Origin of the sequence: Ralstonia condita (assembly GCF_958405655.1) — a bacterium.
Lineage (GTDB): Bacteria > Pseudomonadota > Gammaproteobacteria > Burkholderiales > Burkholderiaceae > Ralstonia > Ralstonia condita.
In genome coordinates, this window is the sequence record NZ_CATYWO010000004.1 from 287,551 (window position 1) to 307,066 (window position 19,516).

At 65.6% G+C, this 19,516-nt stretch carries 19 protein-coding genes; 15 read left to right on the plus strand and 4 right to left on the minus strand.

Annotated features, from left to right (window positions below; all coding sequences use genetic code 11):
* Positions 1–179: 179 nt before the first annotated feature.
* Positions 180–1,481, plus strand: a complete 1,302-nt coding sequence (hemL, locus tag R2N03_RS15150; RefSeq protein WP_316658463.1) for a glutamate-1-semialdehyde 2,1-aminomutase — start codon at positions 180–182, stop codon at positions 1,479–1,481.
* Between the two features lie 144 nt (positions 1,482–1,625).
* Here hemL and dapA read toward each other — a convergent pair whose 3' ends face one another.
* Positions 1,626–2,534: a 4-hydroxy-tetrahydrodipicolinate synthase gene (gene dapA, locus R2N03_RS15155; protein ID WP_316658464.1), complete on the minus strand. Its 909-nt coding sequence runs from the start codon at positions 2,532–2,534 to the stop codon at positions 1,626–1,628.
* Positions 2,535–2,625: 91 nt separating this feature from the next.
* Here dapA and R2N03_RS15160 point away from each other — a divergent pair, with 91 nt between their 5' ends.
* From R2N03_RS15160 to R2N03_RS15185, 6 genes are all read left to right on the plus strand, one after another.
* The gene (locus tag R2N03_RS15160; protein ID WP_316658465.1) at positions 2,626–2,829 is read left to right on the plus strand and encodes a hypothetical protein; all 204 of its coding nucleotides are present in this window, start codon (positions 2,626–2,628) and stop codon (positions 2,827–2,829) included.
* Between the two features lie 99 nt (positions 2,830–2,928).
* The gene (locus R2N03_RS15165; protein WP_316658466.1) at positions 2,929–3,555 is read left to right on the plus strand and encodes a LemA family protein; all 627 of its coding nucleotides are present in this window, start codon (positions 2,929–2,931) and stop codon (positions 3,553–3,555) included.
* Between the two features lie 13 nt (positions 3,556–3,568).
* Positions 3,569–4,423 carry a TPM domain-containing protein gene (locus R2N03_RS15170; protein ID WP_316658467.1) on the plus strand — a complete coding sequence of 285 codons (855 nt, stop codon included), beginning with the start codon at positions 3,569–3,571 and terminating at the stop codon, positions 4,421–4,423.
* A 14-nt stretch (positions 4,424–4,437) separates the two neighbouring features.
* Positions 4,438–4,962 (plus strand): TPM domain-containing protein, encoded by a 525-nt coding sequence (locus R2N03_RS15175; RefSeq protein WP_316658468.1) that lies wholly within the window; start codon positions 4,438–4,440, stop codon positions 4,960–4,962.
* Between the two features lie 1,060 nt (positions 4,963–6,022).
* Entirely contained in the window at positions 6,023–7,402 is a 1,380-nt protein-coding gene (locus R2N03_RS15180) for a sigma-54 dependent transcriptional regulator (RefSeq protein ID WP_316658469.1), read from the plus strand.
* Positions 7,403–7,422: 20 nt separating this feature from the next.
* Entirely contained in the window at positions 7,423–8,664 is a 1,242-nt protein-coding gene (locus R2N03_RS15185; protein WP_316658470.1) for a glycosyltransferase family 87 protein, read from the plus strand.
* Between the two features lie 41 nt (positions 8,665–8,705).
* On the opposite strand, the gene R2N03_RS15190 is transcribed toward R2N03_RS15185, so the two are convergent.
* Genes R2N03_RS15190 through R2N03_RS15200 form a run of 3 tightly spaced genes read right to left on the minus strand, consistent with a single transcriptional unit; the run spans position 8,706 to position 12,262 of the window.
* Positions 8,706–9,953 carry a glycosyltransferase family 87 protein gene (locus tag R2N03_RS15190; protein ID WP_316658471.1) on the minus strand — a complete coding sequence of 416 codons (1,248 nt, stop codon included), beginning with the start codon at positions 9,951–9,953 and terminating at the stop codon, positions 8,706–8,708.
* A 13-nt stretch (positions 9,954–9,966) separates the two neighbouring features.
* Complete coding sequence (locus R2N03_RS15195) at positions 9,967–10,980, minus strand: glycosyltransferase family 2 protein (RefSeq protein ID WP_316658606.1); 1,014 nt, start codon at positions 10,978–10,980, stop codon at positions 9,967–9,969.
* Positions 10,981–11,014: 34 nt separating this feature from the next.
* Positions 11,015–12,262: a glycosyltransferase family 87 protein gene (locus R2N03_RS15200; protein WP_316658472.1), complete on the minus strand. Its 1,248-nt coding sequence runs from the start codon at positions 12,260–12,262 to the stop codon at positions 11,015–11,017.
* A gap of 1,101 nt (positions 12,263–13,363) precedes the next feature.
* Between R2N03_RS15200 and R2N03_RS15205 the strand changes: the two genes are divergently transcribed.
* From R2N03_RS15205 to R2N03_RS15240, 8 genes are all read left to right on the plus strand, one after another.
* Positions 13,364–13,534: a Flp family type IVb pilin gene (locus tag R2N03_RS15205; protein ID WP_316658473.1), complete on the plus strand. Its 171-nt coding sequence runs from the start codon at positions 13,364–13,366 to the stop codon at positions 13,532–13,534.
* Positions 13,535–13,629: 95 nt separating this feature from the next.
* The gene (locus tag R2N03_RS15210) at positions 13,630–13,800 is read left to right on the plus strand and encodes a Flp family type IVb pilin (RefSeq protein ID WP_316658474.1); all 171 of its coding nucleotides are present in this window, start codon (positions 13,630–13,632) and stop codon (positions 13,798–13,800) included.
* Between the two features lie 47 nt (positions 13,801–13,847).
* Positions 13,848–14,018 (plus strand): Flp family type IVb pilin, encoded by a 171-nt coding sequence (locus R2N03_RS15215; RefSeq protein WP_316658476.1) that lies wholly within the window; start codon positions 13,848–13,850, stop codon positions 14,016–14,018.
* Positions 14,019–14,074: 56 nt separating this feature from the next.
* Positions 14,075–14,617 (plus strand): A24 family peptidase, encoded by a 543-nt coding sequence (locus R2N03_RS15220; RefSeq protein ID WP_316658477.1) that lies wholly within the window; start codon positions 14,075–14,077, stop codon positions 14,615–14,617.
* A gap of 68 nt (positions 14,618–14,685) precedes the next feature.
* Entirely contained in the window at positions 14,686–16,101 is a 1,416-nt protein-coding gene (locus R2N03_RS15225) for an ATP-binding protein (RefSeq protein WP_316658607.1), read from the plus strand.
* Between the two features lie 49 nt (positions 16,102–16,150).
* On the plus strand, positions 16,151–16,996 hold the full coding sequence (gene cpaB, locus R2N03_RS15230; RefSeq protein WP_316658479.1) for a Flp pilus assembly protein CpaB: 846 nt from the start codon (positions 16,151–16,153) through the stop codon (positions 16,994–16,996).
* Between the two features lie 109 nt (positions 16,997–17,105).
* A complete protein-coding gene (locus tag R2N03_RS15235; RefSeq protein ID WP_316658480.1) occupies positions 17,106–19,088 on the plus strand; it encodes a type II and III secretion system protein family protein in 1,983 nt (660 codons plus the stop codon).
* A 25-nt stretch (positions 19,089–19,113) separates the two neighbouring features.
* Positions 19,114–19,446: a hypothetical protein gene (locus R2N03_RS15240; RefSeq protein ID WP_316658481.1), complete on the plus strand. Its 333-nt coding sequence runs from the start codon at positions 19,114–19,116 to the stop codon at positions 19,444–19,446.
* Positions 19,447–19,516: the final 70 nt, after the last annotated feature.

Genomic DNA, 19,516 nt, shown 5'->3' on the forward strand with positions numbered 1-19,516 from the left:
GGCAGGCCAGATGGTACCGAATCGCGCCCGCCCGCGCCAGAACAGGCGCGGTGCAGGCTTGGTGTTTGATTGCGTTCATACCGCATCTGCGCCAAACGCCGCACAATCGCACCCAAACCCGTCTTCTAACCGCGCCGCAGCGCTCTCCCGCCCGGCGCTTCTCTGATCCAACTGCATCCATGTCGACTCCTTCCCGCAGCGCCGCCCTGTTTGAACGTGCCCAGAAGACCATCCCCGGCGGGGTGAACTCGCCGGTGCGCGCGTTCCGCTCGGTCGGCGGCACCCCCCGCTTCATCGCCAAGGCAGCTGGTCCGTACCTGTGGGACGCCGACGGCACCCGCTACATCGACTACGTTGGCTCGTGGGGCCCGATGATCGTCGGTCACGCCCAACCCGAAGTCGTGCGCGCCGTGCAGGAGGTGGCGGCCGATAGCTTCTCGTTCGGCGCGCCGACCGAGGCGGAAGTCGTCATGGCCGAGGAGATCTGCAAGCTCGTGCCGTCGATCGAGCAGGTGCGGCTGGTGTCGTCAGGCACCGAGGCAACCATGAGCGCCCTGCGCCTGGCACGCGGCTTCACGGGCCGTGACCTGATCGTCAAGTTTGAAGGCTGCTACCACGGTCATGCAGACAGCCTGCTGGTCAAGGCCGGGTCGGGCCTGCTGACGTTTGCCGATACGACGCAGAATGCGCCGTCTTCCGCCGGCGTGCCCGAAGACGTGGTCAAGCACACGATGGTGCTGCCGTACAACGACGTGGCCGCGCTGCGTGAAGCGTTCGCGCGCCACGGCAACGAAATCGCGGCCGTGATCGTCGAGCCGGTGGCCGGCAACATGAACCTCGTGCGTGGCAGCAGCGAATTCCACCAGGCCATGCGTTCGCTCTGTACCGAGCACGGCGCCGTGCTGATCTTCGACGAGGTGATGACCGGCTTCCGCGTGGCGCTCGGTTGCGCGCAGGCGCTGTACGGCATCAAGCCGGACCTGACGTGCCTGGGCAAGGTGATCGGGGGCGGCATGCCGGCCGCCGCATTCGGCGGGCGCCGCGACATCATGGGCTTCCTGGCGCCGCTGGGCAGCGTGTATCAGGCCGGAACACTGTCGGGCAATCCGCTGGCCGTAGCCGCCGGGCTGACCACGCTGCGCCTGATCGCAGCAGAAGGCTTCCATGACCGGCTGGGCGCGCAGACACGCAAGCTCGTGGACGGACTCTCAGGCATCGCACACGAAGCTGGCGTGCCCTTTGCCGCCGACAGCGTGGGCGGCATGTTCGGCATCTACTTCCGCGAGGGCGTGCCGACGAGCTTTGCTGAAGTGACCAAGAGCGATGTTGGGCGCTTCAATGCGTTCTTCCATGCGATGCTGGATCAGGGCGTCTATCTGGCGCCGTCTGCGTTTGAGGCGGGTTTTGTGTCTTCCACGCATGATGATGCGATTTTGGATGCGACGTTTGAGGCGGCTCGGAGGGCGTTTAAGGCTGTTTGAGTTTTGTTTCTTGGGATGAGCCTTGGTGGTGCATCCCTGGTTTCATCCCCTGCCGGGGCTGACTCACTTTCTTTGGTCTTGCCCAAAGAAAAGTAAGTCGATCCCGGCAGGGAACGAAAGAGGGATGGACCACCAACAAAAAACTCAAACTCTCCCAACCACCCCCACCAACTGCCGCCCCACCCCCTCAGACGCCCCCATCATCGGCGCTCGCAACACATTCCGAATCAACCCCTCGGCAGCCAGCCAAGCCTTCAACGGCCCAGGATTCGTCTCGGCAAACAGCAACCGGATCACCGGCGCCAGCGCATGATGCAACCGCCGCGCATCGTTCAACCGCTGCTCCCGCACCGCCCTTGCCATCTCCACAAACAGCTCCGTGCGGACATGCGCCGCGGCGATGATCGCCCCGACGCCGCCCGCGCACAGCGTGCCGAACACCTGCGCATCCTCCCCCGCCAGCACCTGCAACCGCCCATCGGCAATCACGCGCTGCGTCTTGTCCGCATCGCCACCGCAATCCTTGATGCCATGGATGTTCGGGTGCGCCGCCAGCGCAAGCAGGGTTTCGGTGTCGATGTTCGCGCCGGTGCGATACGGAATGTCGTACAGGAGCACCGGCACCGGCGAGGCGTCGGCCAATGCGGTGAAGTATTCGATGATCCCGCGCTGCGACGGGCGAATGTACGAAGGCGCCGGAATCAGAAACGCCGCCGGACGATGTTCAGCAAGGCGCCGCATCCGCTCGCGTACGGACACGAGAGCACTGCCCGAGACACCCATCACCACGGGCAAGCCGTCGGCGGCGGCACGTACCGTATCGAGCACGTCGGCCTGTTCCTGATCGGTCAGCGCCGCGGCTTCGCCGGTACTGCCACACGCCACGAAACCGGCGACGCCCAGCGCGCGATACCGAACCACTAACGAATACAGCGCGCCGTAGTCGACGGACCGCGCCGCATCATCGGCAAACGGCGTCACGATGGGCACCCAGATGCCCGCATAAGACGGACGATCATGGTTCGACAGATTGACAGATGAATTTTCAAGCACGACAACACTCCTGGACGGATCAACGACCGGTCAAGAACCGTCAGGAGCGCTTCGGGAATGCGGCCCCGCGAGATGCGGGTGGGAGGCAACCGTGTCTAACGTATCGGTCAACCGCTGTTCCGTCGCCCATCTGACGGAACAGCGCTCCGGTCAGACGAGCGGCTGTTTGGTGGCTTTTTTGGCGCGCGCGAGCGTCGATACGGCCGACAGGCTACTTGCCGGTGCCGTGTTGATCGACGAGGAACGGGAAATCGCGCGCATGGAAATTGTCAAAAAAGTCCCCATACCGTACTGATGTGTGACTGGAGCGTCAAGCGCATAAGCTAGAGTTCGCAGGAACGCCATGAGACGATGTTTGTCCCATGCCACATTCTTTTCAGACCAAGAGGACTTCATGACCCCTGCCCTGTCCCTTCGCACAACGCGTTTCCCGGTGCTGCGCTGGCTGGCGCTGTCGCTGGCCGTGCTGGCTGCGCCCTTCCTCTCAGCCTGCGGCTATAACGATTTCCAGGCCAAGGACGAAGCCACGAAGGCCGCCTGGGCCGAGGTCGTCAACCAATACCAGCGCCGTGCCGACCTGATCCCGAACCTGGTCAACACGGTCAAGGGCTACGCCTCGCACGAGAAGGAGACGCTCGAAGCCGTGACGCGCGCCCGCGCTGCCGCGACGAGCATCCAGGTCACGCCGGAAACCCTCAATGACCCGGCGGCCTTCCAGAAATTCCAGCAGGCCCAGGGCGAGCTTTCGAGCGCGCTGTCGCGTTTGATGGCCGTCTCGGAAAACTATCCGCAGTTGAAGGCCGACCAATCGTTCCGCGATCTGCAGTCGCAGCTTGAAGGCACGGAGAACCGCATCACCGTGGCGCGCCAGCGTTACATCAAATCGGTGCAGGACTACAACGTGCTGGCCCGCAGCTTCCCGACCAACCTGACGGCCAAGGTAATGGGTTACCAGGTCAAACCGAACTTCACGGTCGAGAATGAGAAGGGCATCTCCACCGCGCCGACGGTGAAGTTCTGACGAGTTGACCGCCATGTCGATGCGCGCGCGAGCCTTCCTGACCTTTGTGCTGACGGCGGCCCTATGGCTGGCCGCGGCCCTACCAGCGCGCGCGCAAAGCGACGAGGTGGCCGTGCCGCCGCTGGCCGCGCGCGTGACCGACCTGACCGGTACGCTCGACGCACAGCAGCGCAACGCGCTCGAGCAGGTGCTGGCCGACTACGAGCAGCAGCACGGCAGCCAGATCTTCGTGCTGATGGTGGCCTCCACGGCGCCGGAGCCCATTGAGGCCTACGGCATCCGCGTGGCCGATGCCTGGAAGGCCGGCCGCAAGGGCGTGGACGATGGCGCCATCATCCTCATCGCCAAGGACAACCCGGCCTCGCTGCGCAAGATGCGGATCGAGGTCGGCCGCGGCCTGGAGGGCGCGCTGACGGATGCGCAATCGAAGCGCATCCTGCAGGACGTCATGGCGCCGCACTTCCGGCAAGGCGACTTCTACGGCGGCCTTGCCGCCGGCATCTCGGCCATCCAGACCGTCATTGCGCAAGAGCATCTCCCGCCCGCCGAGCGCGCGAGGCGCCAGCAGGCAGACGGCCTTGGCGAGTGGCTGCCTGTGCTGTTTCCGCTGGCGATCATCGTGTTCTTCGTGCTCAGTGCAGCGATGCGTTCGGGCGGCCGTGTGACCGGCAGCCTGCCGGGCCGGCCAGGCTCGCGCGTGATGATGGGCAATCGCGGCTGGGGCCCAGGGACGATTGGCGGCCTTGGCGGAGGCCTGGGCGGCGACTGGGGGCGCGACCGCGACGACTTCGGTGGCGGCGGGGGCGGCGGCTTTGGCGGCGGCGGCGGAGGTGGTTTCGGCGGCGGCGGCGCTTCCGGTAACTGGTGAGGACGATCACAGCCATGGCATCCGTGTCCCGACACCATCGCGGCGCCCGCCGCGCCCTCGTCCATCTGCTGACCACCGCGTCGCATGCCCGCCGCGCCTTCCCGCCCGAAGACCTGCGCAAGCTCGAAGCCGCCGTCCGTGAAGGCGAGCAGCGCCATCGCGGCGAGGTGCGGGTCGTCATCGAAAGCTCGTTGCCGGTGCGCGACGCATGGGCGGGCGTGACGCCGCGCCAGCGCGCTCGCACGCTGTTCGGCCTGCTGGAAGTCTGGAACACGCACGCGCACGTGGGCGTGCTGCTTTACATCAACCTGGCCGACCACGCGGTGGAGATCCTGGCCGACCACGGCATCGCCGCCAAGGTTGACGCCCAGGCGTGGCGCGCCATCTGCGACACCATCACGCGCGGCTTTGCGCAGCGGCTGTCGATGGCACCGGTGCTTGACGCGCTGGCGCAGATCAACGATCTCCTCGCCATGCATGCGCCTGGCGACGGTACCCCGCGCACCAACGAGCTCAGCGATCAACCGCTGGTGCTCTAGCTGCCCCCCCCGGCGACGGGCCACCCGGGTTCACGCCCCCCTGCCCTTGCCACACCATCCCTGCGCTTCATTCCTGATACACATCCGCAGCGGCGAAGGCGCGCATCAGTAACATGCCCGAGCAGCGTCGCGCCTCATCTTTTAGGATGACGCAGCGGCGGTGCGCTCTCATGAATCTGCGTCACCACTTTCGATGCACTCCCCCGCATCGCCGACATGCCGCTACGCCGTTCCCGCGACGTGCCCGCATTCCGCTCGAGCGTGTCTCCACGGATGGGGGTCCGTCGGCTCGTCTGGGACCCCGCGCATGTTTCACCGATGCAACCATTTGACGTGACCCGGGTTGTCCTCAGGCATCTGGGGCATCACAGGCAATCCGCGTCACTTTCGAGGCTCGTTTGCGGGTCCCATCGATCACAAAACATATCGATCTCAGGTGGCTTGCGCCCTGCGCGCTGGCGGTCAGCACGTTTCCATTTCGAAACGCCTCCTTGAAGCCTGCCGGCGCAAACACCTTCCATGTGACCGAAAGCCTTGTCAATCAAAGGTTTATCGGGTGTGGCATGGTCGTCGCTCAATGGGCTGGGCCTGCGGGACAAGACAGCGATCCGGAAAGCGGCGCGCAGCAGAACGGCACAAGCCGTCGCGTGGAGCGCAGGACAGATGCACGACGGGGTGCCGCATCGTCAGCACCTCGAGGGGAAGCTCAGAACAAGCGGGGTGTGCCACCCACATCAGATGGGACAGCACTCCAGAACAAGCCTGAAGCGTCAACACAGGCAGCAGGCAACGCGTGTGGAGTCCATGCGCAGAGGTCGAAGCAGAACTGTCCGGGGGTAGGGTCGGCGCAGGCCGACACACCAAAACCAGTCTCGATACAACGAGACAGCCGAGGCGACAAGGCCGGCACCGCAAGCCAGCCGCCGCACGGCACATAGATGTTCCTCCCCCAGACGACTTTTTCGGACAGGCGGCTTGCGCCTGTGTCCGATGGCAGTCCGGTCATTCCATGGCGGCCGCAGAATCAATGCGGTCCCTTAGAAGAACGTTGGGGGAAAACATGAACGCGTACATCAACCGCCCGTTGCTTTATGTCTCACTGCGTCACGATGCAACGCTTTGCCGCTACCTCGCCCAGCAGGGCTGGCGGTTGATCTTCGCAAACAGCCGCCGCGACCTCGAGGCGCTGAACCTCGATGATGCGACGGTGCTGGGCGGCCTGCTCGACCTCGACTGCGGCTATTCGGACGCCGAACTGGAAGACCTCGAGCCCTGGCTTGCCCTGCACAACATCGGCTGGATCGGCGCGGTGAACAACGGCGACTTGCTGTCGGAGCCGATGCGCAAGCTGCTCAGCCTGTACTTCATTGATTACTACAACATGCCCTGCGACACCGCCGAGCTGGCGCGCGCACTCGGCCATGCCGTCGGCATGGCGAGCCTGCGGCCGGCGGCATCCCTGGCGCGCAGTGCGGTCCGCCCCGACGGCATGATCGGCAACTGCGCGGCCATGCAGGCGCTGTTTCGCAGCATCGAAAAAGTGTCGAAGTGGGACACTCCGGTGCTGATCTCTGGCGAGTCCGGCACCGGCAAGGAGCTTGCGGCGCGCGCGGTGCATCGTGCCTCGCGCCGTGCCGACCACCCGTTCATCGCCGTCAACTGCGCGGCCATCCCGCCCACGCTCCTGATGTCGGAGCTGTTCGGCTACGAACGTGGCGCCTTTACCGGCGCAGTCAAACGCAAGCTGGGCCGCATCGAGATGGCACACGGGGGCACGCTCTTCCTGGACGAGATCGGCGACATGCCGCTGGAAAGCCAGACCAGCCTGCTGCGCTTCCTGGAAACCGGCTGCATCGAACGCCTTGGCGGCACGGAGTCCGTCGCGGTGGACGTGCGCGTCATCTCGGCCACGCATGTCGACCTGGAAGCGGCCATCGCCGCGGAGCGGTTTCGCGGCGACCTGTATCACCGGCTGTGCGTGCTGCGTGTCAAGCAACCCGCCTTGCGCGAGCGGGACACCGACATCCTGCTGCTGGCCGAGCACATCCTCAACAGCATCCGCAGCCATTCGCCAGAGCACATCAGGGGATTCTCGCCGGCTGCACTGCGCGCCCTCTGCGCGCACGCCTGGCCGGGCAACGTGCGCGAGCTGATCAATCGCATCCGGCATGCGGCGGCCATGTGCGAAGACGGCATCATCAAGCCTGCCGATCTCGACCTGCAAGCGCCGGCAGAACCGTCGCGCCCGCTCACGCTTGCCGAGGTCAGGGACGCTGCCGAACGCAATGCCGTCAAGGACGCCTTGCAACGCAATCATGAACGCCTCATCGACGTGGCCGAGGAACTGGGCATCTCCCGCGTCACGCTGTTCAGGATGATGCGCGAGCACAAGCTGCAGATTCGTAAAGGAGAGCTGGGGATGGTGTGCGTCCAGGGATAGCGCGAAAACCGCGGCATACCATGTCAGACAGCCAGCAGCAGCCGGCGCTCGCCTCGCCGGCAGCAAACGAGGGAGGGAGGGGATGGCCGGGGTCTCGCCGGTTCCAGGTCTATGGCGGGACCCTGCTCTTCCTGGAGTATTTCGCGCTCGGTGTCTGGTGGTGGGGCCACCACGTGCTCAGGAATGCCACCATTCCGTCGCCCGGCTGGGATCTCGGGGTGTTCTGGAGCGCCTCCGGCCTGGCCATTCAGCACGGTGCGGCGGCGGCGTATGACTGGGACCTGCTCCGCGCGGCGGAAGCTGCCATTTTGCCGCCCGGCATCTTCGGGCCCTTCTCATACCCGCTGACGTTCCTGCTGCTCATCTATCCGCTCGGATTACTGTCGTTTGGCGCGGCCACCGCGCTCTTTTCGGGCGGCGGCGTTGCGCTCTATCTTGTCGTGCTGCGACGGGTGCTGGCGCCGCAGCGGTTGCCCTGGCTGATCCCGGCGCTGACGTTCCCTGGCGTGTGGGTCACGATCGCCACGGGCCAGAACTCGCTCTTCACGCTGGCGGCAGCCGGGGCTGCGCTGATGCTGCTGCGCCGCTCGCCCGTGGCAGCCGGCGCCTGCATTGCTGTGCTCTGCATCAAGCCGCAACTAGGCATCCTCTTCCCGCTGTACCTGCTATGTGATCGACAGTGGCGCGCCATCGCGTCCGCCACCGTGTTCTCTTTGCTCTATCTGGCAATGAGCTGGCTCGTGTTCGGCACGGATGCCTTGCTGGCCTCGGTAAAAAGCCTCGCCATGTTCCGCCACGCGATTATCGAGAACGGCGGCGTCATCCTCTACGGCGCGCCGACGGTGTTCGGCATGTTGCGTTCAGCCGGATACTCCACCACGGTGTCTTACGCGGCGCACGCGGGTTCGGCACTGCTCGTGGTTGCTGCGTGCGTGTGGCTGTGGCGAGGCTCATGCCGCTTTTCGCTGCGCGCGGCGTCGTTGCCCGTTGCCACGTTGATGGCACAGCCGTACCTCATCTATTACGACCTGGCGTGGCTTGCCTTGCCGATTGCATGGCTCACCGTGGACTTCCTTCGTCATGGCAGCCGCTGGATGGAAAGAGTGGTGCTGCTTGCGGCGTGGCTGCTGCCCGCGCAGGGCCTGTTCGCGGTTCTGTCGCGGCAGACGGGGCAGTGGGCGCCCGTGGTGCTGGCGGCGCTCCTGGTGGTCATTGCACAACGCGCGCGCCAGGACCGGCGTGGCGTCGACACGGCAACTTGAGATCAGGTGGACCACCCGCCTGCGATTGCAGGCGATCAGCGTCACGAACACGGACCGATCGCCACGTCAGTTGCGGCGCCGGCGGCGCTCCGTCGGATGCCGGGTGATCGCAAATGGCGACGCACCACCATGCCGAGCATGGCGAACAGCACCAGCGGAACCACTTGCAGATACCACCCAACGTACGCCGCAAGCACGCCCTGCAGCGGCGCCAACCAGGCGGCCGCGAGCACCGTCCACTCGGCGCGGCTCAATGCCTGCTTCCTGGCGTCCCGCAGCAGGAGCGTGATCGGCAGGATCAACCACGCCAGGTCATAGAACATGAGATAGGGCTGCACCAGCAGGGTGGCGCAGACCAGCGCAGCGGCGCGAAGCTCGAAGCGGGCGCGCACAGCCCACAGGAACGCCACGACAATCACGGCAGGCGCGGCAACCAAGCCATGCACGGCGTAGGCGACGCCCACGGGGCAACCCAGCGCGCGGCTCATGGCAAAGACGGTCGGCATGCCGGGCCACATTCCGCTTCCGCCCTGCTCCACCGCGATCCGGTTGAATTCGGGCAGGTAGGCTGCAAACGCGCGCCATGCCTCCACCCCGAACACGGCTACGCTGGCCGCCGTGAACGCCAAGGTACAGAGGGCGGCCACGACGAGCGCCTTCCATTGCCTGCCGCACACCAGCGCCACGGGAAACAGCACGCCAAACTGCGGCTTGATGGCAAGCATCGCGATGAAGATGCCGGCCACCGCGGAGCGGCTCTCCAGAAGAATCAGCGCGGCGCCCGCCGCCGACACCGTCAACAGTGTGCTCTGCCCCATCCCCACGGCGACGGGAATCCCCGGAAAAGCAGCCAGCAGGGGCAGGAGTGCACGGTCGATCTTGCGGCGGATGCGCGCCAGCATCACGGCATAGGCGCACAGGCCGCACCCCAGATACAGCAAGAGCGCGCCCGTAAACGGCAAGAGCCCGAGCAGCACCACCACGAGCAGAAAGGTCGGAGGATAAGGCCATGGCGAATAACCGTCCTGGTGCCGGACCGCGGCTTCAATCGGCCCCACCCATTGCGCGGAGAATACCGATGCCGCGTTCCGCTCCAGCGCAACCCGCGCCGCAGACCAGAACACCGAGAAGTCGTAGCCGACCATCGGCGCGGCCCGGTCCTCCACGAGGTAAAACCGGATCATCCAGATCAGCAGGACCACAACCTGGAGGGCCAATGCAGCCAGCGCGTAGACCTGGAGGCGCCCCGCCACGAGGCGCTTCGAGCCAGGTGCAGACACGCTCGACATGGCACGCGACCGCTCAACCGCGCTGGCCTGTCACGAGACGGATCACACGCCGGTCTCCGGGCAGCCGGTTGCGCAGACGACGCTCCTGATAGCGGCGCTTCACGAGGTAGATCGGGCGGGCCTTGGCTTCGTCATAGATGCGGCCGATGTATTCGCCGACGACACCAAGGCCGATCAGTTGCAAGCCGCCAAAAAACAGCGAGAGCGACAGCAGCGAAGCGTATCCCGGCACGTCGATCCCCAGGACCAGGGTACGAACGATGATGAAGCCGCCATACAGGAACGCGATGCTCGCGATCGCCAACCCGATGTAGGTCCAGCTCCTGAGCGGCCACGTGCTGAAACTGGTGATGCCTTCCAGCGCAAAGTTCCACAGACGCCAGCCGGAAAACTTCGACTGTCCCGCGCTGCGGGGTTCCCGCTCGTACGGGACGATCACAGTGTTGAACCCCACCCACGCGAACAGGCCCTTCATGAACCGGTGCCGCTCCGGCAACTGCTTGAGCGCATTGACGACCGCGCGGTCCATCAGGCGAAAATCGCCCACGTTCTCGGGCAGCTTCAGATCGGAAAGCGTGTTGTGCACCCGGTAATACGCCGCAGCGGTCACCCGCTTCAGGAACGCGTCGCACGCACGGCTGGCCCGTTGCGCCAGCACCACCTCCGCGCCCTTGTGCCAATGCGCCACCAGTTCGGGAATCAGTTCCGGCGGGTCCTGCAGATCGGCGTCGATCGGGATGACGGCATCCCCGACGGCTTCATCGATGCCGGCCGTCAGCGCCGCTTCCTTGCCGAAGTTGCGGGTCAGGTCGATGACGCGAACGCGCTCATCGCGACGCGACACGGCGACCAGTTTTTCCAGCGTGTCGTCCTTGCTGCCGTCGTTGACGCACACGATCTCGAACTGCATGTCGTCGATCGATTCGAGGATCGGCACCACGCGCGCGAAGAACGCGGCGAGTGCATCGCCTTCGTTGTAGAACGGCACGACAAGCGAAAGCAACTGTGTTTTCTTGACGTCCGACATCATTGTTCTCCCCGTCAATGGCGCGGGCACGCGGTTATGCTCCGCGTTGCGCGCGCTCAAGATGAATACGCCGTGCGATATGCGCCAGGGCCATCAGCACGATGACCGGCATCAGCTGAAAGCCAAGTCGCTCGACCAGAAGCATCCCCGCCAGCGGCAGGAGCCAGAGCACGATCAGGGCTTCGCGTTCACCCGGAAGCCATCCCGCCTGCCGGGCGTACACCGCGAGCCAGGCCACGGCCAGACCGAGGAAGGCGAGATCGTAGTCGTACAGGTATGGGCTGATGAGCATGCTGGCAGTCAACAGGGCCGCCGCCTGCAGCGCGAAGGTGCAAGGTCGGCTCCATGCGTAGACAACGACGGCACAGGCGGCCGTCGCCCCCAGCAGGTGCAGCGCATAGGCGAGCGCCACACTGCCATGCAGCATCTTGACCATCGCAAAGAGCGTCGGCATGCGCTCGAGATGGACCGCCCCCGATTCCACCACCGAGCGCGCAAACGCCGCGTTCTGCAGGAAGGCAGCGAAGCATTCCGGACCGAATGCCACCAGCGCCAACACGGCCAGCCCGAGCGAAGTCGCCACCATGGCGATCAGCGCCCGCCACGCGCGCGCGCAGAAGAGCGCCACCGGAAACATCAGCGCCAGGTGCGGCTTGACGCTCAGAAGCGCCAGCAGCATCCCTGCCGCAACCGGCCGCGCGCGCAGCAGCGTCAGGGCCAGTCCACCGCAGGCAGCAAGCAGCAGCGCGTTCTGGCCGGTCGAGAACACCACGGCAATACCGGGAAAGGCCGCGCAGGGCAACCATGCCTCGCGCCACGGCACGATCCGGCTCGCCACCCACAGGAAGCTGCCTGCGCTCACGCCCAGAAAGACGGGCACCGCGAGCCAATAGGGCAACAGGCCGAACGGCACCACGAGCGGCATGAACGTCGGCGGATAGAACCAGGGCAACACGCCCTGCGTGGTGGCGACCAGCGGAACGGTTGCAAGCTCCACCTGATGCAGCACGGCAACGTTGTAAGCCGCAAGCGGATCGCCCTGCAGGACCAACTGCGCAGCGCTCCAGAACACCAGGAAATCGCCGCCGAGCGGGAAGACACCCGGCACCCTCAACACGCTGGCGCGGATGAACCAGATGACGAAGTACGAGGCGTAGCACGCCAGCACCGCTTGCGAATACACACGCAGGCGATCCCGTCCCAGCCAGTGCACGGCAGGGACGGCGGGCGGGGCGCGCAGCCCGGAAGCACAGTCTTCTTTCGTCACGTTGGCAGCAGCCATGATCCCTCTCACACTCGCGTAGCGGCACGGCACGCAACCAGCGCCCTCCTGGCCAGCAGGACCCGCGACCGGCAGCGGCCTGACGCGCTGCGTGGCCACACGCGGCGCACAGGTGCGCTGATCTCTGGCGCACCGGTGATGGGTCATGCAGAGCGTGCAGACGATGACGGACTGCAGGATGAACGACCGGTCTTTGCCAAGCAGCCGGGCTGTCGTGTGCAACGTCTCCGGTGCATGCGAGCCTGAGCTCAGTCTTGTTCGCACCCGAGGAGAAGGCAAGACGGGGCACGGGCGCTGGCGCTCGGCAAAGGCCAACCCTGGCCGCCGGAATGCTGCGACGTTTCAGCGTTGAAGCGCGCGTCCTCCGGCTGAAAGCGTTGTCGCCGCGCCGTCGCAGCGCGCCCGTTCGCGCGTCCGGGCGCTCAGGTGCCAAACAACGTTTCTGCCCGGAAACGTCACTCCCCGGCCCGTCATCCCGCCGCCATCTGTGTGAAAAAGGCTTCGACCACGGTACCGCCCACTCGCCACCTGATCGCCACCGTCCACTACGCCCATCCCCCCCCTGTCCGTTTGAACGAGGGCGCTCCGCCGGACTGTCATCCCTAAGTAGCCTCATCCAAATCGACCTGCCGTGTGTTGCGTTTCCGCGCGGCAACTCGACCCCGGCTAACGCCATCGCACGCCGCCATCGTCCACGGCCAGCGATACGCGGACCGCCCGCAAAGCCTTGTCATACCAGGCAATGCAGCAGGGTGGCCCGCCTTTTGCCTATACCCGATCGCAACGCACCGCCACCTCAGTCATGAACGGGGAGCTTCAGGTTCACGGAGGGGTGGCTACGCAGAACGGAATCTCCAATTCGGACACTCGAATTGAACAAGGGATCGGAACTCATGCTTAACGCCTACAAGTCCACATCGCTCGAAAGGGACAACACGCAGTGCAACGCCCACTCGGCCGCGCCAAGCAAGTTCCTGCGGGCGGGCCGCAGCGGCCAAGGCTGCTGGCCGTTCCATGCGTGCGCCATCTGTGCGCCGCCCGCTTGACCGCCCACCGTTTCAGGTTTTTTCGCTCGCCCATTACACACTGAAGGAGATTGTCATGAACCACCTCGCTACTACGTTCAAGAAGTTCGTCCGCGACGAAGACGGTGTGACCGCCATCGAGTACGGCCTGATCGCTGCACTGATCGCTGTCGTGATCATTGCTTCGGTCAAGGCAGTTGGTACGAACCTGAGCACCGTGTTCAACAACATCGCAACAGCGCTCTAGTTTTCCGACGTGCGCGTGTGGGCGGTCGCCAACCCGACAGCCCGCACGCCAGCGGCGCATCGCCGAACCCCGTTCCCTTGCACAAGGAGATCACCATGAAAACGCTTGCCATGCTTCTGCAGCAGTTCGTCCATGACGACGAAGGCGTCACAGCCATCGAATACGGCCTGATCGCAGCGCTGATCGCCGTGGTCATCATCGCGTCCGTCCAAGCCGTCGGGACGAACCTGAGCACCGTGTTTTCGAACATCGCCAGCGCGCTCTGAAGGGCTGCGCCAACCGATCCGCTACCCGTGCGAGACAGGAGACCAGCATGCACAAGTCCATCCATCTTCAGCAATGGTTGCGCGACGAACAGGGCGTGACCTCCATCGAGTATGCCCTGCTCGGTTCGCTCATCGCGATCGTGATTCTGGCCTCTGTCGTCGCGTTGGGCAGCAGTGTTCGGTCCCTGTACGAAATGATCGCAGCCGCCATGCCGTGATGTCGCAGTCGTCAGCACCCGAGCCATTGAACCGAACACGCGACCTCGAGAACACCATGAACAACGCCCACCTGCTCTCGCCCTTGATCGGCCCCATCGCGATGGCCGTTGCGCTGCTGGCTGCGGCCATCGATGCGCAGAGCCGACGCATTCCGAACTGGCTGACCTTCGGTGCCTGGCTGGCAGCGCTGCCACTGCAGGTGGCGGCATTCGGCTTCGGTCCTGGCATGCAGATGTGGGCCGGGGGCTGGCTTACCGGCCTGGCGATCTTTCTACCGTTCTACGCGCTGCGCGGGATGGCTGCGGGTGACGTGAAGCTGATGGCCGCGGTCGGTGCATGGCTTGGCGCATCCATGGCCTTCGAGATTGCGCTGGCGACGTTCGTGATCGGCGGCGTATGGGCGCTGGCCATCACCGTTCGAGGCAAGCGCATGGCCCAGCTTCGCCGCAACCTGCGCTCGGTGTTGCTCACGCCGGGACAGCTCAGCCGCCAGGCACCGTCGCAACCCGAAACCGACGCATCCTGGTCGGTCGGCTCGCTGCCATACGGGGTGGCGATTGCCGCTGGCACGATCGCCGTCCTGTTTGCATCGAGCTGACAAACCGCCCGCAAGCCCATCGTATCCATCCATTCAGCCAAACGGTGACGAAGATGATTGGCGACCAATTGATCGAGCGTAACGAATCCGGCCACTTCCCGCGCATGCTGGAGCCGGTGCCCTCGCCGGCAGCAGCGGACGGCGCCCGCAGGGAGCCCGCGGCTCCATGGCACATCTTGCCGCGCACCGTTGCCGAAACCGGCCTCGACATCTCGCTGCTGCTCAGCCTGCTGATGAAGGTGGCCTATCTGCACCGCAGCGCGACGCTGGTCATGCTGATGGACACCCTGAAGCTGCCTGCGATGGTCATCAATGAGGTTGCCGCGTACGCGGTGCGCGAGCGCCTGCTGGAAGTGGCGCACCGTGGCGCCAATGACCTGGACGTCCGCTATCAGCTGACCGATGCCGGCTATATCCGGGCAGCCGAATTCACCGCGCGCTGCAGCTATGTCGGCGCCGCGCCGGTCACGCTGGAAGCCTACGTCGAAGCCGTCCAGCGGCACTCCATCCAGCGCACCGCAGTGTCGAAAGAAGAAGTCAGCACGGTCTTCAGCACATTCGTGATGCCTGAGGATCTGCTCGACGACGTGGGCGTGGCGCTCAACACCAGCCGCGCGCTGATGCTGTACGGCCCGGCCGGCGGCGGCAAGACCTACCTTGCGCAGCACTTGGGCATGCTGCTGCCGGGCGTGGTGCCGGTGCCGTACGCAGTCACCGTGGCGGGCGACATCATCCAGATCTTCGATCCACTCGTTCACGTGGTGCAGGACGACGACGAGGGTGCCGTGGCGCGTCGCCCGCTCGATCGGCGCTGGCAGATGTGCCATCGCCCTGCCGTGCTCTCCGGCGGTGAACTCACGCTCGACATGCTTGAGCTGCGCTACGACAGCGCCACCGGTTTCTACCAGGCGCCTCCTCACATGAAGGCCAACAACGGCATCTATATCGTCGATGACCTTGGCCGCCAGCAGGTAGGCGTCAGCGAACTGCTCAACCGCTGGATCGTGCCGCTGGACCGCCGCGTCGACATGTTCTCGCTGCGCAACGGCGTGCGGTTCTCGGTGCCGTTCGACGTGTGGCCCGTCTTCTCCACGAACCTGGAGCCTGCCCAACTGGGTGACGACGCGTTCCTGCGCCGGCTCGGCAGCAAGTTGTACGTGGGTCCGCTCTCGGTGGATGACTACCGCGAGATCTATCTGCGCGCTGCGCAAGAGCTGGGACTGCAGAACGCGGCCGCGGCCTTCGACTATCTGTGCGAGGCATTGCACGGCGCCAGCGGCAAACCGCTGCTGGCGTGCATCCCGCGCGACCTGCTACGCCTGGTGGCTTCCTCCGTCACGTACCGCGGAGCGCCACCCGAGGTCAGTGAAGAAGCGCTGCGCCGCGCATGGCAAATCTATTTCTGTTCGCACGCTGATTTCGGCAAGACCGATTCGATGGGTGCGGGCACGGGCTGGCGGCAAGACGTGCAGGCTCGCACCTGAACTTTGCATATCAGATCCGCTTGATTGATCTCAGAAGGGGGAATTCATCATGAAAAACGCGCGTGCAGTCGTGATGCTGGTCGTGGCGCTGGTGGCGGGGATCGCGGCCGTCGTTTCCGCGTCGCGCTGGCTGGCCCAGCAGTCTTCCAGCTCGGTCAGGCAGGTCGTGGTGGCGGCCAATGACATGGATCTCGGGCAACCACTGGGTAATGAGCAGTTGCGCGTCGTCAGCTGGCCTGCCGGCAGCCTGCCCCCGGGCACCTTCGACGACGTCAAGTCGCTGCAGGGGCGCGTGGTCCGGGCCAGCCTGCAGAAGGGTGAACCCATCCTGGAAAGCAAGCTCGCGCCGGTGGGCACCAAAGGCGGCCTGTCCGCCGTCATCGCTGAAGGCAAGCGGGCCATCACCGTGCGCGTGAACGATGTGGTGGGCGTGACCGGCTTTGCACTGCCGGGCAACCTCGTCGACGTGATCGTCAATACCAATGAAGACGCGAAGAGCACGAACAACAGCAGCATTTCCAAGATCGTGCTGGAGAAGATCCTGGTGCTGGCCGTTGCGCAGCAGGTCAGCCGCGACGACACCCAGCCCAAGGTGGTCAACGCCGTGACGCTGGAAGTCACGCCCGAGCAAGCAGAAAAGCTCGATGTGGCGCGCAGTGTCGGAACGCTTTCGCTGGTGTTGCGCAACCAGGTGGATCTGGCGGCCTCGGCCACTGGCGGCGCCACCAAAGTCACCCTGCTCGGTACGCCGGCAGCGGAACCCGCCCCCAAGGTGGTGACGGTCACCGCGCCGGCTGTCACGGCAAAGGTGCGGCACGTTGCGTCGGCACCGGCCCGCCAACGCGACTGCATCGGCGTGCTGGCCGGGGTACATGGCAGCCTGGAGTGCTTCTGAGGCTGGCACCACACCTGAAGGTCGATCCACACGCTTGTCGAGGTCACGCAGTCACCGGGTATTTCAACCGCAATCCGTTCTTGTGCAGCAGCCTCTCCGGGGGGGAGATATGAAGACGAACCAAAAAACCAATGCCGCGCTGGGTAACGCACATGTCCTCGGTAGCGCACGCGCGCTTGTCCTGGCCAGTGCAGCCGGTGCCGCTCTCTGCATGCCGCCGCATGCAACCGCGCAGACGGCCGCCGAGGCCGGTGGGATGGCCAGATCCACCACCGCGCCGATCGCCGTGCAGACCCGCACAGGCGCAACCGCACCGGTGCAGATGACGATCAGCATGAACCCTGCCCTGGCCGCGCCACCGCAGGCCGACGTGCGCGGTCCGAACTGCACGGGCGCCGTGCGCGGCGAAAGCAGCGTGGTCGTGCCGGTCGGCAAGTCTTCGATCATTTCGCTGCCCGAGCCCGTGCGCAACCGCACGCTGGGTAACCCGGGCGTGGTCCAGGCGACCATGGTGTCGCCCCAGTCGATGTATCTGCTTGGCCGCAGCGTCGGTACCACCAACATGATCGTGCAGGGCCGCAGCGGTGCCTGCAGCATCGTCAACGTGGTGGTCAACGCGGATGCGGGCGGCCTGCAGACATCGCTTGCCCAGTTGATGCCGGGTGAATCGAAGATCCGCGTCATGACGGCCGCTGACAGCCTCGTGCTTGCCGGCAATGTGTCGAGCGCGCAGGCTGCGCAGCAGGCGATGGAAATCGCGCGCGCCTATGCCGCCGCCGCACAGAGCGGCAACGACAAGTCCGGCGGTGCGGCGGCTGCGGGAATGGGCGGCATGGCCGGCGGCGCGGGCGGTGCCACCGGCGGCAACGTCATCAACATGATGATCGTCGACACGCCGCAGCAGGTGATGCTGGAAGTGAAGGTCGCGGAAGTCTCCAAGACCCTGCTCAATCAGCTGGGCTCGGCGCTCAACATCCAGGGCGGCTTCGGATCATGGAGCGGGGGCCTGCTGACCTCCCTGCTGACCGGCTCGTCCACCACGTTCTTTGGCAACAAGGCCAACAACCGGCCGTTCCAGGCGCAACTGGACGCGCAAAAGAACGACAGCCTGGTGAAGATCCTGGCGGAACCGAATCTGGTCACCCTCAGCGGGCAGGAGGCCAGCTTCCTGGCGGGCGGCAAGATCTACATCCCCGTCGCGCAGAGCAGCAGCTCGGGCGGCGCGCCGACCATCACGCTGCAGGAAGAGGAATTCGGTGTCGGCCTGAAGTTCACGCCCACCGTCATGGCCAATGGCCGCATCAACCTGAGGGTGGCACCGGAGGTGTCCGAGCTGTCGCCGACGGGCGCGACGGTCACCGGTGCGAACGTCAATGGCCAGACCATTCTGCCGCTCATCACCACGCGGCGCGCCTCCACCACCGTGCAGATGCGCGACGGCGAGAGCTTTGCCATCGGCGGCCTGCTGCAGGACAACGCGCGCGGCTCGCTCAAGGCGTTGCCGGGCGCCGGAGAAGTGCCGGTGCTGGGTACGCTGTTCCGCAGCACCCAGTTCCAGCACGATCTGACGGAGCTGGTCATCGTGATCACGCCGCACCTGGTGCAACCGATGCAGACGGCCTCGTATCCGCTGCCGACCGACAGCTTCTCGACGCCTGATGAACTGTCTGTCTACATGACGGGCAACATGGAAGGCTCCGGAGCCAAGACCCGTGCCGCCAAGCCGGCGCCGTCAGCAGCACCGCAGGCACCTGCTTCCGCGCCCGCCGCACCCTCGGCGCCGTCCGCGCCGAGCTCACAGGCACCGGCTCCGGCCATGCCAGCGCCGCAAGCCCCGGCTGCCCCAGCCCCACGCGCCCAGGTGAGCACGGTGCCCCTGGAGCAGCCCGTGACCGACGCGCCCGCGAAGCCCGCCGCCGCTGCACCGGCGCCAGACGCGACGCCCGCCGCCTCAGCCGCGCCGGCCCCGGCAGACGACACCGCTGCACGCATTGCCCGGATTGAAGCCACCGCCGCGCGCCTGGCCCAGGCCAGCGCCAAGGCGCCGAGCCGGCAGACTGCCGCAGCCGATACAACCACGCAGACGCGCTGAACCGCGAACCATGTGGAGATATGCCATGAACACCCATCTCAAACGCCTGCAACGTGCTGCACTCGTCGTCCTGGCCTGCCAGGCCCTGACCGCCTGCATGACCACCACCCCAATCTGGGACAAGCACTTCGGCGAAGCCGTCACGACCGTCAAGCAGGCCCAGGTCATCAACCCGGATGCACCGGCCGGCCTTCCTGCAGCCGATGGCTATGACGGCAAGGCAGCGGTCTCCGCCATGACCAACTACGACCGCTCGATGACGCGCTACCCCACGGGCGGCGCGGGTACCGGAACCGGGAGCGGCTTTGGTGCTGGCGGATACGGCGGCGCGGGCATGATCGGCGGCAGCTTCCGCTAGCGGCACCTGGCGGGCGCCAGGACAGCGCCCGCCATCTCGCGTCGACTACCGCGCCCGCCCATTCGCAAGG